This is a genomic window from Psychrobacter sp. Ps3, from assembly GCF_022129275.1.
Lineage (GTDB): Bacteria > Pseudomonadota > Gammaproteobacteria > Pseudomonadales > Moraxellaceae > Psychrobacter > Psychrobacter submarinus.
Window position 1 is genome coordinate 21,122 of the sequence record NZ_JADQAL010000028.1, and the last position, 17,283, is coordinate 38,404.

Consider the following 17,283-nt stretch of genomic DNA (forward strand, 5'->3'; position numbering starts at 1 on the left):
GAACGCCTACCCCTATCTTATCTATACATGCCGGACTTAGGCATTTTGCCCACTTTAACGACACTTGCACGGACTTTGACATGAGTACTGATAATAAAAGCGCCAACTCTACTAAAGACACCTTAGCCATGCCGGAGCATACTCCTCAACTACAAGCTTTTACTCAAGTAGTCGAGTCGCGCCGTTCAGTGCGCCGCTTCACTGACACGCCTATTCCTGATGAGGTTATGGCTGACTGCTTACGTTTGGCGATGCTAGCGCCGAACTCGAGTAACTTACAGCCGTGGGAGTTTTATGTCATTGACAGCCCAGACAAGCGCAAACGCGCCGTTAAGAATTGCATGAATCAAAACGCGGCGAAAACTTCCGCGCGCTTGATAGCCGTCGTGGCACGTACCGATATTTGGCACGATCATGCCACACAAATCCTCGATGAATATCCAGATAAGCCAGTGCCAAAAAAGGTTAAAGACTACTATACCAAAGTGGTTGCACTAGACTTCTTACGCGGCCCTGTCAATGTCATCTCTGCTGCCAAATGGGGCGCAACCAAAGTCTTTAGACAAGTCAAAGGCCCTATCAAGACGCCTTATTATACCTTTGACGATGTCAAAAACTGGGCGACGAACAATACTGCCCTCGCCGCCGAAAACCTCATGCTCGCTCTCAGGGCGCATGGATTTGACAGCTGTCCGATGGGTGGTTTCGATGAGCCGGCGATGAAGCGACTACTTAAGCTGACCGACGATCATCACATCATTATGATGATAGGCGCCGGTGAGCGCGCTGATAACGGCATCTACAGTTCGCAGTTTCGCTTCGAGCAAGAGCAATTTGTACATTACGTTTAATAAAATGACGTCGCATTATTGATCATAGCGATATTGCGACGCTGAGCTCGCTTTTACTACTAAATTACTAACAACAAGTCGCGTAATAAATGACTTTATCTTTCTACCCTTACTTTAAACGCTAATAAGGACTGTCATGACCACTTCTCAAAAACCGACGTTCGATACCTTTAAAGGTTTATTTAATGAGTCTGAATTCGTCTATCGCCACTTAGGCTCAAACGAAACCAAGCAAGCTGATCTGTTGAGCGCCATTGGCTATCAAGACATGGCAAGCTTTATTAACGATACGGTGCCAGAGCCAGTACGTTTGCATAAAGATCTTGATCTACCGCTAGCGATGAGCGAGCACGCAGCGCTTGCCAAATTGCGCAAGATGGCAGATAACGTCACTGTGAATAAGAGCTATATCGGGCAGGGTTACTCGCCTGTACGTATGCCAGCGGTCATTCAGCGTAACGTGCTTGAGAACCCAGGCTGGTACACCGCTTACACGCCGTATCAAGCCGAAATCGCCCAAGGCCGCCTAGAAGCTTTATTAAACTTCCAGCAAGTCTGTATTGATCTGACAGGTCTTGAGATGGCGGGCGCCTCCCTACTTGATGAAGCGACGGCCGCAGCTGAAGCGATGGCGATGTCTAAGCGTATGAGTAAAAGCAAGTCAACGCAGTTTTTCGTTGATGAGCGTATCTACCCGCAGACGCTAGACGTTATCCAAACTCGCGCTAAGTACTTTGGTTGGGACGTGGTCGTTGGCGACTTTGAGCTGGCCAAGTCAGGCGATTACTTCGGTGCGATCTTCCAATACGTCGGTAAAGAGGGTGATGTTCAGGATTTAACCGACGTTATCAGCGCCGTTAAAGAAAAGAAAACCTATGTCAGCGTCGTCAGCGATATCATGAGCCTTGTGCTGCTAAAGTCGCCTGCCGATATGGGCGCAGATGTCGCTTTAGGTAGTACGCAGCGTTTCGGTATTCCGATGGGTTATGGTGGTCCACACGCCGCTTACTTTGCTTTTTCTGACAAAGCCAAACGCTCAGCGCCGGGCCGTATCATTGGTGTCTCAAAAGATGCGCAAGGTAACACGGCGCTACGTATGGCACTACAGACTCGTGAGCAGCATATCCGCCGCGAAAAAGCCAACTCCAACATCTGTACCTCACAAGTCCTGCTCGCCAACCTCGCTGGCATGTACGCTGTCTATCATGGTCCAAGCGGTGTCAAACGTATTGCAACGCGTATTCATGCTTTTGCCACTGCCTTTGCAGAAGTCATCAGACAGGCTAATGGCGAAAATAAACTTAGCGTTGTACATGATCAGTTCTTCGATACTGTTGTCGTTGATTGTGGTTCAGAAAAGCTAGCGACCCAAATTTTTGAGAACGCTGATAATATTGGTTATAACCTATGGCGTTTTGACGATACTAAAATCAGCGTCGCCTTTAGTGAAACCAGCGATGAAGAAGACTTCAAAGTATTGACTCAGTTGTTTGTCAATACCTCTCATCAGCTACCAGAAACCGCTAGCGTATCACTAGATCAGACGCATCTGCGTAACGATGATATCTTAAGCCATCCGGTGTTTAACTCGCACCACACTGAGCACGAAGTGCTACGCTATCTAAAATCTTTAGAAGATAGAGATTTGGCGATGAACCGCAGCATGATTGCGCTAGGCAGCTGTACGATGAAGCTGAACGCCACAAGCGAGATGCTGCCAATTACTTGGCCTGAATTCGCCAATGTGCATCCTTTTGCGCCGCTAGATCAAGTCTCAGGTTACATTGAGATGATCGATAGCTTACAAGAGCAGCTAAAAGCTATCACCGGCTTCGATGATATCTCTATGCAGCCAAACTCCGGTGCCTCTGGTGAATACGCCGGTCTATTAGCTATCCGCCGCTACCATGAGTCTTTAGGCGAGACCAATCGTAATATCTGCCTAATTCCTATGTCAGCACACGGAACCAACCCAGCAACCGCTATCATGATGGGCATGCAAGTGGTCGTGGTTAAAACCGATGACAACGGTAACGTCGATATCGATGACTTAACGGCAAAATGTGAAGAGCACAGTGCCAATCTAGGCGCGTTAATGATTACCTATCCATCGACCCATGGCGTCTTTGAAGAAGGTATCCGTGACATCTGTGACCTCATTCATAAGCATGGTGGTCAGGTCTATATGGATGGCGCCAACATGAACGCGCAGGTAGCTATTATGCAGCCTGCTGATGTCGGCGCAGATGTGCTGCACATGAACTTGCATAAGACTTTTTGTATTCCGCATGGCGGCGGTGGCCCTGGTATGGGTCCTATCGGTATGCAGGCGCATTTGGCACCGTTCAAAGCCAACCATGCCGTGGTTCCAGTACATAATGCACCAAACGCTTGCTCAGCGGTATCCGCAGCGCCGTATGGTTCAGCTAGCATCCTACCGATTTCATGGATGTATATTACGATGATGGGCCGCGATGGTTTGCTTGAGGCGACCAACCTGGCCCTGCTCAATGCCAACTACGTTGCTGATCAGCTCAAGTCTGACTATCCGGTCTTATATGCCGGTAAAAATGGCCGAGTGGCGCATGAATGTATCATTGATATCCGTCCGCTAAAAGAAGATACCGGCATCACTGAGAGCGATATCGCTAAGCGCTTGATGGATTATGGCTTCCACGCGCCAACGATGAGCTTCCCTGTCGCCGGAACGCTGATGATTGAGCCGACTGAGTCTGAGTCTAAAGAGGAGCTAGATCGTTTCATCAATGCGCTCAAATCTATCAAAGCTGAGATCATGAAAGCCAAAGCTAGTGAAGATGGCTGGACATTAGAGAACAACCCAGTCGTTAACGCGCCGCATACCGCCTCTGTCATTACTGATGAAGAGTGGTCCTATCCGTATAGCCGTGATGTTGCGGCATTCCCGCTATCGTACGTGCGCGCGCACAAATTCTGGCCAAGCGTCGGTCGTATCGATGATGTTTATGGCGATAAGAATCTTATGTGCTCATGCCCAAGTATCGAAAACTATATGTAGTTTTTGATATGATAGATGGCATCGAAAACTATATGTAGTTTTCACGATTTAGAATAAAACAAACCTCCAAGTCAGTCGCTGGCTTGGAGGTTTTTTCTTATTATCATAGCTATAAAATAGAGTTGCTAAGTTAAAACCTATACTATTCCATCAACTTAAAAAAGTGCTGGCGATAGTGCTTCAGCTCGCGGATAGAGTCGCGAATATCATCTAACGCTAAATGGCTACCGCCCTTCTCAAAATTCTTTAAAATATCAGGACGCCAGCGAAAGCACAGCTCTTTGACCGACGACACATCTAAATTGCGATAGTGAAAGAAGCGCTCAAGCTCCGGCATCTGGCGCGCCAAAAAACGTCTATCTTGGCAGATAGAATTACCACACATCGGCGACTTACCACTATCGACCCATTTATTCAAAAACTTAATCGTTTCCGCTTCAGCTTCTGCTAGTGTTACTTTGCTACGGCGCACCCGATCGACTAAGCCTGATTGGCCATGCTGCTTGGTATTCCACTCGTCCATCTGATTGAGCCTTTGATCCGATATTTTGATCGCAAATACCGGCCCCTCAGCCAACACATTGAGATCCTCATCAGTAACCACAGTTGCAATCTCGATAATCTCATCATTGAGCGTATCGAGCCCAGTCATCTCAAGGTCTATCCAGACCAGCCCCTTTTTGCCTTGGTTCTTAATTTTTATCTTATTGGGATGGTCATCGCTACTCATAAGGCGTCCTATTATTAAGGTTTAAAATATCTCGTTATTTCTTTCGCTTCAACGGTGTTTACAAGGTTACAAAACCCCTGTTAAGCTTAAGCTGTATGTTAGCAAATTTTCGCGCTACACTGAGCAATATTTTCGTTATAGGCAGCACTCATGGCATTGATTCGGCAACGCAAACTCACCAAACAACAGATTCGGCGCATAGACAAGCAGCAACTAGAGAGTCAAGATAGTATTGATGATAGCTTGATGGATGGTGTGGTCATGGCGCACTACGGTAAGCAGCTAGAGGTGCAAGTCACCAGCTTACCGGCCGTTATTGCTGAGCCGCCAGAGATTGGTCCCGACGACCCTGAGCCTTTTTGGCAACAGCTTGCACTTGGAGACATTTGGCGCTGTCATGTACGCACCAACCTGCCGATGCTCGCCGCTGGCGATCAAGTACGCTGGACGGCTGACTCTAATACTGGCTTTGGACGTATTGAGTCCGTCAAGCCGCGCACCTCTTTAGTCTCGCGCCCAGATCGTTACCATAAGCTCAAACCTGTCGCCGCTAATGTCGATATTTTGGCGATTGTTTTTGCGCCGCTGCCAGCCGCTGCCCCTTCATTGATTGATCGTTATTTAGTCGTTTGTCATCACGCTGGTGTAAAGCCGCTACTGGTCTTAAATAAAGCAGACTTATTAGCTCAAGATGACTATGCTGACACCCGTGAGCTACTCACTCAATACGCCGCTTTGGGCTATGAGAGTGTGCTGACCTCTGTTGACTGCCCTGAAAATATCGCTGAGAGCGCCGAGCAAATAGGCCTCGGTGAGCTCAAAAGCTATATCGATCATAAGCTTGTTATTTTCGCCGGTCAATCTGGTGTTGGCAAGAGTAGTCTTATCAACGCGCTGCTGCCGGAGTCTGCCCAAAGCGTCAATGTCATCTCTGAGAACTCACAATTGGGTCAGCACACCACGACGACCAGTCGGCTATTACCCTTTAACCCTGTTGATTTGACTGCTGGCGGCATCGTTGATACGCCCGGTATTCGCGAATATGGCATCTGGCATCTGACCCCTGAAGATATTATCTCGGGCTTTATTGAGCTGGCTCCCCTAGCAGGCTATTGTCAATTTCGCGACTGTCGGCATACTCATAACTCCAAAGGCTGCGCGCTATGGCAAGCGGTAGCAGATGGGGAAGTCTTGCAGCGCCGCGTTGAGAATCTGGTCACTTTACGAGAAGAGGCGGACACTAAGCCATACTAGCGCGGGTTTGCTCTGATCGGCCGTTTACTATAACGAGTCTTATCGGTATAATAGCGCCTGGTTCGATATGGTTGGGCTGTATTCGCAGTCTGCTAGAGCCCTAATTTTTTGGAGGTCTGTTGTGGATCGTGCGCTTGAATTTGTAGGCAATCACCCTTTTTTATTTGGTATTTTGGCGGTATTAGCTATATTGTTTTTTACCATTGAAAATAAACGTAGTGGCAAAAAAATATCTCCTAACACGCTTGGGATGCTGGTCAACTCGCAAAATGCGCAATTGATCGATATTCGTACCAAAAAGAAATTTGAGACCGGCTATATTCAAGGTAGCCGCAATATTCCTTTTACTGAAATAAAAGATCGTATAGAAGAAATCCGCGCAATCGAGCAGCCTGTGATTATCATTTGTGATATGGGCGTGCAAGCGGGTGCGGCGATACAGATGATCGGCAAAGACAACGTTTATCGTCTAGAAGGCGGCGTTGGCGGTTGGCAAGGCGCTGGTATGCCATTAGTGAGCCCAAAAGATGCGCAAGCCAAAAAAGGCAAAGCTAAGCCGAAGCTCAGTAAATAGTAGACACTAATCATACAAAATTTGTGGTTTAGCAAGTTTTGTATTTATCAATTATGTATTCGCCAAATATTAAGACATCATAGCTATCGTAAAAAGCTATGATGTCTTTTTTTATAACAGTAGCAAGCACGGTTATTGTGAACTTTTATTACATTTATCGCTATCCGCTTGAATTTATACCCGAGAGCCCCACTTCATAACTGAAGACGATGAAAACGACACTGCTCAATAATGGCAGCTGATATTCATCATAACGACTCATTTATTATAAATAAGGATTTATTATGACGGTTCCTGTAAAAGTATATACCACGCCAATCTGCCCCTATTGCACAAACGCCAAACAATTATTACAATCTAAAGGCGTCGACTATGAAGAGATTGGTATGCATGATATCAGCAGCGATGAGCGCCGTGCTTTGATGCAAAAAACCAATAATTACCGCACCGTACCACAGATCTTTGTGGGTGATACTTTTATTGGCGGCTTTGATGAGCTTAATCAACTCAATCAGCAAGGCAAGCTTGATGAGCTATTAGCAGGTTAAACGGCATAACTTCGCATTATTTTGAACGACTAATTTATTAATTTTTAGAGGAAATACCATGGCTGAAGAACAAGCACAACCCCAACTGGCGTTAGAGCGTATTTATGTCAAAGATATGTCGCTTGAAGTACCTGGCGCTGATGTATTCACCAAAGAGTGGAACCCGGAGCTAGATATCAACCTATCAAGCAATGCTGAGAAGTTAGACGACGACCATTATCAAGTGACTCTAACCGTTAGTGTCAATGCCAAAAACGCAGAAGCACCAGCGTTTATCGCCGAAGTACACCAAGCCGGTATTTTCTTATTAAAAGATATCCCAGAAGACCAAATCGGACAAATCTTAGGCGCGTACTGCCCTAACGTCTTGTTCCCTTATGCGCGTGAAGTGATCAGCGACATCGTCACTCGTGGTAGCTTCCCGCAGTTGCTACTAGCGCCGGTCAACTTTGACCAAGCTTATGCCCAAAGCCAAGAGCAAGCTCAAGTAGACGCACAAGGTAAAGCGTAAGCCTATATTAAATAGACTCGTTTAAACCGATTAATCGGTAAAATAAAAACCGCCTAACTCATAAGTTAGGCGGTTTTTTTATGCACTGATATAAGCAAGTATGAGCTTATTGCTAGCGGTTTAGTCTTTTAATGCGGCTAAGATTTGCTCTCTGACTTCATCAATCGCTTGGGTACCGTCAAACTTATCGTAATCAGGAGTATCCGCGCCTTCTTTGGCTTTGTCTTGATAAAAACCGACCAAAGCAGAGGTTTGCTCATGATAAGTGGCTAGACGCTCACGAATGGTCTCTTCTTTATCATCTGGACGCTGAATAAGCGGCTCACCTGTTACGTCATCGATGCCTTCAACTTTTGGCGGATTATGGTCAATATGATAGATACGGCCTGAGTCAGCATGCTGACGACGACCAGATAGACGCTTGACGATTTCGTCATCAGGAACGCTAATCTCAATCACATGATCGATGGCGACATTCGCTTCCGCTAACGCTTGCGCCTGTGGAATGGTGCGCGGGAACCCATCTAATATGCAACCATTGGCACAATCAGGCTTAGCGAGACGTTCTTGCACTAAGTTGATGATGAGATCATCAGAAACAAGACCACCTGCATTCATCACGCCTTGGGCCTGTTTACCAAGCTCAGTGCCTTCTTTGATCGCAGCGCGTAGCATATCACCTGTGGAGATTTGCGGGATATCATACTCTTTAGAGATGAACTGGGCTTGGGTGCCTTTACCAGCGCCAGGGGGACCTAGCAAAATAATACGCATCATTATACGTTTCTCCTCAATAGATGGGTTTTCGAAATTCTAAAAAATTACAAAACATAGGGATTGGTGAATTGCAAGCCATACCTTACCTTGTGGGTTTATAAAGCTCAAGTTTTTTTATCTTATATTGCCAAAGTTGCTATGACTTTACTGTTCATGTAAAGCAATTGCGTGCCAAAATGACTCGTAAAATAATGAGCTTTGACACGCTGTTTGTAATAACCATAAGTATTAACCATAAGACCATTTAGCTTAAGGTACTTGCTGATTAATCTCGACATTGACTTGGTTTTGATCGCTGCTGATCACCACCGGATTACCGGATAAATCTCCAGATTCAGCAACTGCATTACCACTATGACTAATACGAGCAATGACTGCCAGCTGCGTTTTTTGCTCGCGAGCTGAGGCTAAAGTGCGCTCAGGCATCATAGCGTCCAGATCGCTCAAGCTGATATTGGCTTCGCCTTGCTTAATCACCGATATGGGTAGACGCTTGGCAGCGAAAGGCGGTCCGCCATTGACATCACGTATCGCCACAAAGAGCACATCGTCCCCTTTTACTAGCGGCAATAAGCTTGAGTTGACCACGACCGTAACATCGACACCTTGCGCCGCTTGCGCTTTTTGCGCGTTAATATTGGCGCTGAGCTCATCTAGGCTGGCAAGCGCTCGGCTATGATCGCCAGGCTTAGCAGCAATGCTGTTTCGCAAACGACTGATCCAGCCTTGCGCTTCATCGAAGTTACTACTACGCGCCTCGCCCATGGCCATCAGCATCTGCGCGCCTTCGTGCTGCGGGTTATCGACAAGCACGTCTTGCAGTACTCTACGGATATTGGCATCAAGCCGGCCTTCATTGGCAAAGAAACTAATCTGCGCGTAACTCGTTGCAATCTCTTCGTTTTCAGGCGACAAGCGATAAGCTCGAGACAGCGCTTCTATCGCAGAAGGCGTCGCTTCTAGTGATAAGAACAGCTCTGATAAGCGCATCCAGCGATCTGGGTCATCAGCGTGGCGATAGACGTTGGTCTGCATCGCGCTGATAAGCTGCCTGCCATCTTCAATCGCCCAAGCAGGCGGCTGATCAATTTTACCGGTCAACAGATCATCAGCGACTTGACCGACTTTGTCCTCACTCGTCCATAGCTCGAATACTGGGGTACGATTGCCGATCAACAGATACGCCATAGCGGCTAATACTGGCACCCAAACCATCACAATCAGACGGCTTTTGATGCCTGGCGCAACCATAGGAGTGACTTCTCGCTGCGCATCTAACAACTGACGCTCAAGCTCAAGCTTTTGGTTTTGATAATGAGTGTCGTCAATCGTTCCACTGTCTTTATCGATTTTTAGCTCCGCCAAACGCTCACGGAATACCGCGACGTTGATATCGAGCAGCTGATTGTCTACTGGGTTCGATTTGATACGCGCAGCGCGTAGCCACGGAGTAATAGCGATAACCGCCAAAATCAGCGCCATAAATAAGCTTAGAGCAATAAATAAGCCGATAGTAGAAAATAGGGTCATTTTTTGTCCTCTGGGCTTGAGATATCATGGTCGGTGCTATCAGTACTGGTACTGTTACTATCACTGGTACGCGATAATAAACGATCTAGTTCTGCTTTTTCTGCTGGAGTAAGCGCCGCAGCGGTACTCTCAACCTTCACTCGGCTTTGACCGCGAGCAGCAGCCTGTCGGCGTTTACTTTGCCAAAACCAACCGCCGATGAGCACGATTAGCAATAAAGGCGGAAAGAACCATAGAATCCAAGTCGATGGACGCACTGGCGGCTTATAACTGATAAAATCACCATAGCGCTCTTGCATGTAACTGCGAATCTCATCATCGCTGCGCCCTTCTTTGACCAAGTCAAAGGTCTTTTGCTTGAGGTCTTGGGCAATAGGGGCGTCAGAGCCTGCCAAGTTTTGGTTCTGGCATTTTGGGCAACGCAGCTCTTCGATAAGGCCACGATACTGCGCTTCTTGCTGCGTGGAGTCAAAATCATAGACATCAATAGCTGCGTAGCTTGATAAGCTAAATAGACAAGCGAGCATTAGACTGGCGGCTTTCAGAATTATATGAGTCATTATTGACAAGCCTCCGCAACTTGACTGGCCTCAGGGACCGCATTGGTCTTATTGGCTTCATTGAGTACCATCAAGCAAGGAGTGATACGGTCTTGCCAGTTGGCTTCATTAATCTCACCAATAATATGCTGACGAATAATGCCATTACCATCGACTATAAAGGTCTCAGGCGCGCCAGTTAAACCCAAATCTAAAGCAAACTGACCCGTTAAGTCTTGAATAGACATCGAAAAAGGATCGCCGCCGCGGTTTAGATAACTCAGCGCGTCACCAATTTCATCTTTATAATTGACGCCAACTAAATTAACACCGCGCTCCTCAAGCTCCATCAAAAAAGGATGCTCAACGACGCAAGTGGGGCACCAAGAGCCCCAAACATTCATCAAAAAAGGCTCATCAGGCAGATTATCGTTCGTCATAATACGGCTAGTATCTGATAATAAAGGCAGCTCAAAGGCAGGTACTGGGCGCTCAAGCGCAGTATTCATCACCACTTCAGTCGGCTTACCTAGCTGGTTGCCTAGTAGATAAAGCACCCCAATAAATACCAGCAGCGGAATCAAAAACCATATTTTTAACTGTTTTTTCTTCATCTTACTTCTCCTTCGCACTTGCTGCTAGCGTTGCCGTATCTACCGTACGCACGGTGTCGGTACTACTGGTTTCTAATAAAGCACCTTTGGATTTTTTGATACGGTAGCGCTTATCGAGCATACTCAGCAGCCCGCCTAAAGCCATAATAATCGCGCCAAGCCAAATCCAGCGAATCAGCGGCTTAACATAGATACGTAACGCCCATTCGTTACTGCCCTCAGCGATAGGCTCGCCAAGCGCTACATAGACATCACGCATTAAGCTGGGATCAATCGCCGCCTCGGTGGTCGGCATGGTACTGATAATATACGTGCGCTTTTCTGGCGTCAGTGTCGCCACTGCTCGGCCGTCTTTGCTGACAGCCACTGTTGCTTGTGTGGCATCAAAGTTACTCGCTTTGATCTCTTGAAAGTCCACTAAATTAAAGTCGTAGCCTTGGACATTGACAGTATCACCTTCAGCCATCGCGACATCGCGCTCGATGCTCAGACTGGTCGTAAACGCCACCCCAATTACCGCTATCAGCACACCGATATGGGCGACTTGCTGTCCCCAATAGCTCAGGCGCAGCTGACGCAGACCTTTAAAGAGACTAGGTGCGTTTTTGGTTTTATCTCTAAAATCAATCACCATCCATAAAAGCACCCAAAAGCTCACTGCTAACGTCACACCGATATTGAGCATAGAGGACGGATGAGCAAAGTAGGCAATGATCGCTGCGAGCACTAAACTGCTGACAGCAATGACCATCCCCACGCCTAATAAAGGCCGTTTGTCTTTTTTCCAGCGGATATTAGAGCCCATGCCCATCGCTATCAGCAGCAACCAAGTCAATGGAACAAACAAAGCGTTAAAATAAGGAGGACCTACAGAGACTTGGCCTAAATTGAAAGCGTCAGCGATGATAGGATATAGCGTGCCTAAAAGCACTACTAAAGTTGAGATCAAAATAATGACGTTATTAATCACCAAAAACGATTCGCGCGATATCAGCTGATATTGGCTCTCAACCGTCAAGCGCCAACCGCGTACCGCAAACATCAATAGGCCGCCACCGATGATAATACCTAAAATCGCCAAAATCACTAAACCGCGAGTCGGGTCAGCGGCGAACGAATGCACGGAGGTGATAACCCCAGAGCGCACCAAAAACGTCCCTAATAAACTCAGCGCAAAGGAAAAAATAGCCAACATAATAGTCCAAGCTTTAAAGACCCCGCGCTTTTCGGTGACCGCCAGCGAGTGCAACAGCGCAAGCCCTGCCAACCACGGCATCAAAGATGCGTTTTCTACGGGATCCCAAAACCACCAGCCGCCCCAGCCAAGCTCGTAGTAAGCCCACCAAGAGCCAAGAGCGATACCAATCGTCAAAAAGCCCCAAGCTGCTAGCGCCCAAGGACGCGACCAACGCGTCCATACCGCATCGAGTCGCCCTTTCCATAATGCTGCCATACAAAACGCAAAAGGCACTACCATACCGACATAACCCATATAAAGCATAGGCGGATGGATAATCAGACCAAAGTCTTGTAGTACGGGGTTGAGATCAGCGCCATCTACCGGCAGGTTAGGCAAAGTGCGCTCAAAGGGCGATGAGGTAAAGATCAGCATCGCCAGCATCATCAGCTGCACTGCTGCCAATATCACGAGTACCCGCGCGCGCATAGATAATGGCAGACCGCGGCTAAAGTAGGAAACTAAGGCGCACCAGCTGGCCATGATAGTCATCCACAGCAGCAGCGAGCCTTCATGCCCGCCCCATGTTGCGGATAGCTTATAGTACCAAGGCAGCAACGTATTGGAGTGCTGAGCCACATAGACCAAAGTGAAATCATTGTAATAAAAGCCTGCCATCAACGCGGCAAATGACACAATCATAGCGGCAAACTGTGCCCAAGCTAGACTTGGTGCCAAGCGCTGCCAAGCGACTTGATGACGCATAACGCCAATGGTCGGTAATACAACTTGCAATATTGCCAGCACAAAAGCGGCAAGCAAAGCAAAATAACCCAATTCTGTGATCAACATACCGTCTAACCTTGTTTACTTTAGCGCAAAACCTCAAAGCCAATAAGCGGCATAAGCCCGCTATATGTTACTGCTTATTTGTGAGTTTTGCTTGATACCATCGTCGTCTACTTTATTGTAGTGCGGGTAATAGGGTTTATTAATTTACAACGACTTAATCACTGCTCAATAGCTGCAGTGATTAATAAGTCCTTATATAGTTATATTGTCTTTTGAGTAGGGCGTTATTTATCGCAGCTTTTAGCCTACTTTGGATATCGAGGTATTTGGCTATAAAAAACCTAACCCACAGCGGGGAAAAATACTAATACTAAGTGTAGCCAACCGGCTAAAAACCCAGTCAAACCGCCAAGTACAATCAGCGTCAGCTCATCCTCTCGAAAGGCAGGTCGCAGCAAGTTTTGAAACTCATGCGGAGTTAAAGCGCGAATGCGGTCACGAAATAAACCAAAAATTTTGCTCGCGCGGCTCTCATTCAGCTCAGGATCGCGTATTGGTATCATCGTGGCACTAATCGACTTATCGATAATGGTGTTTTTGAGCTTACCAAACTCGCGACGACCTAAGCTCATACGTAGCGACGTCCTAATGACAGGCGTCTCTAACAGCTCATAAAGGTGCGACTTCATCAATACACGCGTATCGTTTGCGCGCGTACCATACATCATCTCATTCATGATGTTCTCAAGTGTCACCAAGTCTTTGACCACAATCTCAGCAAACACCTCAGAGACCTCTTCTTGGCGCTTCATAAAGCCGCCTTGAAAGCGAAACTGAGCAATATGCGGTAGCTGCGGCACTACAAACGGGAAGCGGCTACTGCGTCTAAAGAACTTTACATAAGGAATAAAGCGCGGCTCTACAGGATTAAATACCATCCAAATAGCAATCCAATTGGTCAAAAGGCCCCAAATAGCAGCAAAAAACGGTACCGTCCAATGCTGCGGCACAAACAAGAAGATAAACATCTGAATCAGGCCGAATACTAAGCCAATGAGCGCGCTGATATGCCAAATGAAATTAATCTCTTTTTGCCCAACCCGTAAGAACATATTGACCATCAAGCGCCGATCGTTCTCCATCGTATTGACGATCATTTGGCGCATATCTACTAAGTCTTCGACGTTATTGGTCAAATCTAGTACCAAAGCTTGCATAATCTCTGGCAGGGCTTTGTGCGCTTGATTATAAATACGGCGTTTGATGGCATAAGGCAAATTGCCCCACAACGTCTCTGAGCGCTCAAGCATAATCTCATCGATGAGCGCCTCGAGGTTTTCATCGACCTTTTCGGTGATAAAAACGGCCATCTGTTCAGGCTCCATCGCCTTAAAAAACTCATCTAATGAGCCAAGCTTTGAGAGCGTCTGATCAACGATAACCCCAGATATCTTACCCGCTTTACGCGGTACAATACCTTGCCACCCTATCCCTGGTAAACCAAAGAAGGGAAAGTTAGGAATGCGAATACCCCAAAACTTGATGGGATAAAATAGCATTTTTAATGCCATCCATACGTGTGCCCAAGTGACAAATGCAGTCACCGGCGGAATAGTCAGCATAGCAAGGAATTCTGGATGCTCAGCGATTGTCTGCCATATCGAGGTTACGTCCATGACTTTGCACGTCCCTTATATAAAGGTTATTGTCAGCCTATTGATTTTATACGGTTACGTTTTTACTGATAATTTTTTATTAGGCTTAATGATAAGCCGTCTTACTGCATTGATACCGTTTTGATACCGGCCATAAAGCCGCCTGATTTTAACATACTTGCTATTTTTTAGCACCCATATAGGTTATGGAAGTTATGACCGTAGGCGACACTTTTAGTGAAGCTCAATTGGCTCTACTCATTTAAAATAGCGTTATTAAATAAGCGTCTAAGAGTAAGGCTAAAAGCAAGATTGTGGGCCTTTTACATCAGTCATTATTTAGCGTCACTGTGCATAATTTTTATTAGCCAATACTCATTAACATATTCCTATTAATGGACACTTATTAGTGAACTTATAGCCTGCTACAGTTATATCCTTTTATATTTAGTGAGTAGTCTCTGTTATAATCTGCGCCTTGCAGCTTGGCTGACATTATAACTTAGCGCAAAAAATCGCTATGTGATTGAAATTATTATTGTTATTTTTGTCAGCATCCTATATATTTGCTGCACTCTTTATTGCTTAGTTATTGCTCAGCGCTGTATGTGTCGCCCCTCTCGTTTTAGGTCCCGATCTGCTATGAATAAACCACTCACTCCAAATACTGAACAGGTCAATCGCATGTTTATGCGGCGGATTATTATCCTTGGAGTGCTGATATTTTTGGGTTTGAGCGGTTTGATAGTGCGTTATGGTTTTTTGCAGGTTTATGCTCACGACCGTTACAGCACGCAGGCGGACAATAACCGTATCAAACTGATATCTGCGCCACCGAGTCGCGGTTATATCTACGATCGTAACGGTATCTTGCTTGCGGATAATCAGCCGGTATTCACTGCCATGATTAACCCAGATATTGTCGAAGACCCTGAACGCGTGCTTGCGCTACTTGCGCCTATTTTTGATTTAAGCGATAAAGATATTACCGATATTTTGTCCCGTCTGTCTCGCAGTAAGCGCGATCCTGTCACCGTCAAAATCGATTTAACAGAGACTCAATTGGCGCAGTTTAGCGAGCGTAAGCCTTTTTTTCAGGGGGTGACTATTCAAAGTAAGCTCACCCGCTCCTACCCTTACGACGAGCTGTTTGCCCATGTGATCGGTTATGTTGGCCGGATTAATGATAAAGAAACCAAACGCATCGATAAGGATCGTTACGCAGGTACCGATTTGATTGGCAAAATCGGTATCGAGGATTATTACGAAGATATCTTGCTCGGCGAGCCAGGCTATCAGTCGGTGGAGACTGACGCTCATGGTAATATCATTCGCCAATTAGAAACTAAGCCGCCTATCGCAGGCAATGACATTACTTTGAGCTTAGATTATGGCCTACAAAAAATAGCGCAAGAGCAGCTAGATGGTAGACGCGGCGCTATCGTCGCTATCGACCCGCAAAATGGCGATGTACTCGCCTTTGTCAGTAACCCAAGCTATGATCCCAATCCATTTATCTCTGGTATCTCATTTAAAGACTATGGCGCCCTGCGCGATGATATCGATCAGCCGCTGTATAACCGTGCTCTGCAAGGAATGTATCCACCAGCATCTACGATTAAGCCTTTTGCAGGTTTAGGCGGTATTCATTACGGTCTACGCGACTGGGAAACCACTATCTATGACCCTGGTTACTTTAGCTTGCCTGGGGACTCGCACCGTTTTCGTGATTGGAAACGTGGCGGTCACGGTACCGTCGATCTCAAAAAATCGATCATGATGTCGGTCGATACTTATTATTATAAGCTTGCTTATGAGATGGGTATTCAGCGCTTGCATGATTGGATGGTTAGATTTGGCTTTGGAGAGCGTACCGGCATCGATTTGCCAAATGAAAAATCTGGCATCATGCCTTCGCCCAAGTGGAAAAAAGATCGCTATGATAAAGACTGGCTACCGGGCGAGACGATATCGGTGAGTATCGGTCAGGGTTATTTCTTAGCCACTCCGCTCCAAGTCGCTAACGCCACTGCGATGACGGCTAATAAAGGCAACCATATCACCCCGCATCTACTAAAAATCAGTGAAGGCGAAGCTCCTGTTAAGGTCATTAGTAAGCCTGATGGCAAAATCGACTATAATGGTAAGCCATCCGACTGGCTACGTATGCACGATGCTATGGAAGATACCGTAAAGCGTGGAACCGCGCGCCGTATTTATACCAAAGACTATCGTATCGCTGGTAAAACCGGTACCGCGCAGGTAAAGTCTATCGCGCAGGGTAAAAGCTATGACAAATCGGCTCTGGATAAACGGCACTGGGATCATGCTTGGTTTACCGGTTTTGCGCCAGTTGAGAACCCAAGCATTGCGCTGGCAGTATTGGTCGAAAACGGCGGCGGCGGTAGTACAGTAGCCGCCCCTATCGGACGAGAGCTCTTTGACTATTGGGTCGTGCAGCGTAATAAAGACCCTATTATGCCGCCAACCCCAGATCAGCTAAAAATAATTAAGCGTCACAAAGCGTTAGAAAAGGCGCGCCTTGACGCTATCCGTGAAGCAGAAGCCAAAGCCGCTGCCGAAGCTGAGGCCGAAGCTTTAGAAGAAGAAGCGCTATAGACTGCCTCGACCTCTACTCCCTAGGGCGTGTTGAACATTCGACCATGGCACTGACAGAGACTATTTTTTAGGCGA

At 46.7% G+C, this 17,283-nt stretch carries 14 protein-coding genes; 7 read left to right on the forward strand and 7 right to left on the reverse strand.

Features of this window, described 5'->3' with window-relative positions; all coding sequences use genetic code 11:
* Positions 1-80: 80 nt before the first annotated feature.
* Positions 81-851, forward strand: a complete 771-nt coding sequence (locus tag I3248_RS09160; RefSeq protein ID WP_238063385.1) for a nitroreductase family protein — start codon at positions 81-83, stop codon at positions 849-851.
* A gap of 136 nt (positions 852-987) precedes the next feature.
* Complete coding sequence (gene gcvP / locus I3248_RS09165; RefSeq protein ID WP_238063386.1) at positions 988-3,888, forward strand: aminomethyl-transferring glycine dehydrogenase; 2,901 nt, start codon at positions 988-990, stop codon at positions 3,886-3,888.
* Positions 3,889-4,030: 142 nt separating this feature from the next.
* On the opposite strand, the gene orn is transcribed toward gcvP, so the two are convergent.
* Positions 4,031-4,618 carry an oligoribonuclease gene (orn, locus tag I3248_RS09170; protein ID WP_025647130.1) on the reverse strand — a complete coding sequence of 196 codons (588 nt, stop codon included), beginning with the start codon at positions 4,616-4,618 and terminating at the stop codon, positions 4,031-4,033.
* 150 nt (positions 4,619-4,768) lie between these two features.
* Here orn and rsgA point away from each other — a divergent pair, with 150 nt between their 5' ends.
* From rsgA to secB, 4 genes are all read left to right on the forward strand, one after another.
* Positions 4,769-5,872, forward strand: coding sequence for a ribosome small subunit-dependent GTPase A (gene rsgA / locus I3248_RS09175; RefSeq protein WP_238063387.1), 1,104 nt, complete (start codon positions 4,769-4,771; stop codon positions 5,870-5,872).
* A gap of 121 nt (positions 5,873-5,993) precedes the next feature.
* Positions 5,994-6,446 (forward strand): rhodanese-like domain-containing protein, encoded by a 453-nt coding sequence (locus tag I3248_RS09180; RefSeq protein WP_025647132.1) that lies wholly within the window; start codon positions 5,994-5,996, stop codon positions 6,444-6,446.
* Between the two features lie 284 nt (positions 6,447-6,730).
* Positions 6,731-6,994, forward strand: a complete 264-nt coding sequence (grxC, locus tag I3248_RS09185; RefSeq protein ID WP_201557187.1) for a glutaredoxin 3 — start codon at positions 6,731-6,733, stop codon at positions 6,992-6,994.
* Between the two features lie 58 nt (positions 6,995-7,052).
* A complete protein-coding gene (gene secB / locus I3248_RS09190; RefSeq protein WP_025647134.1) occupies positions 7,053-7,505 on the forward strand; it encodes a protein-export chaperone SecB in 453 nt (150 codons plus the stop codon).
* 120 nt (positions 7,506-7,625) lie between these two features.
* Here the strand turns inward: secB and adk are convergent, their stop codons facing one another.
* From adk to I3248_RS09220, 6 genes are all read right to left on the reverse strand, one after another.
* Positions 7,626-8,279: an adenylate kinase gene (gene adk / locus I3248_RS09195; protein WP_198013365.1), complete on the reverse strand. Its 654-nt coding sequence runs from the start codon at positions 8,277-8,279 to the stop codon at positions 7,626-7,628.
* Between the two features lie 252 nt (positions 8,280-8,531).
* A complete protein-coding gene (gene ccmI, locus I3248_RS09200; protein ID WP_238063388.1) occupies positions 8,532-9,812 on the reverse strand; it encodes a c-type cytochrome biogenesis protein CcmI in 1,281 nt (426 codons plus the stop codon).
* Complete coding sequence (locus tag I3248_RS09205; protein WP_238063389.1) at positions 9,809-10,372, reverse strand: cytochrome c-type biogenesis protein; 564 nt, start codon at positions 10,370-10,372, stop codon at positions 9,809-9,811. Before I3248_RS09205 ends, ccmI begins: the two co-directional genes overlap by 4 nt.
* Positions 10,372-10,965 (reverse strand): DsbE family thiol:disulfide interchange protein, encoded by a 594-nt coding sequence (locus I3248_RS09210; protein ID WP_238063390.1) that lies wholly within the window; start codon positions 10,963-10,965, stop codon positions 10,372-10,374. Before I3248_RS09210 ends, I3248_RS09205 begins: the two co-directional genes overlap by 1 nt.
* 1 nt (position 10,966) lies before the next feature.
* Positions 10,967-12,994 carry a heme lyase CcmF/NrfE family subunit gene (locus tag I3248_RS09215; RefSeq protein ID WP_238063391.1) on the reverse strand — a complete coding sequence of 676 codons (2,028 nt, stop codon included), beginning with the start codon at positions 12,992-12,994 and terminating at the stop codon, positions 10,967-10,969.
* A gap of 281 nt (positions 12,995-13,275) precedes the next feature.
* Positions 13,276-14,610, reverse strand: a complete 1,335-nt coding sequence (locus tag I3248_RS09220; RefSeq protein ID WP_238063392.1) for a hypothetical protein — start codon at positions 14,608-14,610, stop codon at positions 13,276-13,278.
* A gap of 621 nt (positions 14,611-15,231) precedes the next feature.
* Between I3248_RS09220 and mrdA the strand changes: the two genes are divergently transcribed.
* Positions 15,232-17,208 (forward strand): penicillin-binding protein 2, encoded by a 1,977-nt coding sequence (gene mrdA, locus I3248_RS09225; protein ID WP_238063393.1) that lies wholly within the window; start codon positions 15,232-15,234, stop codon positions 17,206-17,208.
* The last annotated feature ends 75 nt before the right edge of the window (positions 17,209-17,283 follow it).

Coding starts and splice junctions, on each gene's coding strand:
- I3248_RS09160 (WP_238063385.1), top strand. CDS start 81: ATGAGTACTGATAATAAAAGCGCCAACTCTACTAAAGACACCTTAGCC.
- gcvP (WP_238063386.1), top strand. CDS start 988: ATGACCACTTCTCAAAAACCGACGTTCGATACCTTTAAAGGTTTATTT.
- orn (WP_025647130.1), bottom strand. CDS start 4,618: ATGAGTAGCGATGACCATCCCAATAAGATAAAAATTAAGAACCAAGGC.
- rsgA (WP_238063387.1), top strand. CDS start 4,769: ATGGCATTGATTCGGCAACGCAAACTCACCAAACAACAGATTCGGCGC.
- grxC (WP_201557187.1), top strand. CDS start 6,731: ATGACGGTTCCTGTAAAAGTATATACCACGCCAATCTGCCCCTATTGC.
- secB (WP_025647134.1), top strand. CDS start 7,053: ATGGCTGAAGAACAAGCACAACCCCAACTGGCGTTAGAGCGTATTTAT.
- adk (WP_198013365.1), bottom strand. CDS start 8,279: ATGCGTATTATTTTGCTAGGTCCCCCTGGCGCTGGTAAAGGCACCCAA.
- ccmI (WP_238063388.1), bottom strand. CDS start 9,812: ATGACCCTATTTTCTACTATCGGCTTATTTATTGCTCTAAGCTTATTT.
- I3248_RS09205 (WP_238063389.1), bottom strand. CDS start 10,372: ATGACTCATATAATTCTGAAAGCCGCCAGTCTAATGCTCGCTTGTCTA.
- I3248_RS09210 (WP_238063390.1), bottom strand. CDS start 10,965: ATGAAGAAAAAACAGTTAAAAATATGGTTTTTGATTCCGCTGCTGGTA.
- I3248_RS09215 (WP_238063391.1), bottom strand. CDS start 12,994: ATGTTGATCACAGAATTGGGTTATTTTGCTTTGCTTGCCGCTTTTGTG.
- I3248_RS09220 (WP_238063392.1), bottom strand. CDS start 14,610: ATGGACGTAACCTCGATATGGCAGACAATCGCTGAGCATCCAGAATTC.
- mrdA (WP_238063393.1), top strand. CDS start 15,232: ATGAATAAACCACTCACTCCAAATACTGAACAGGTCAATCGCATGTTT.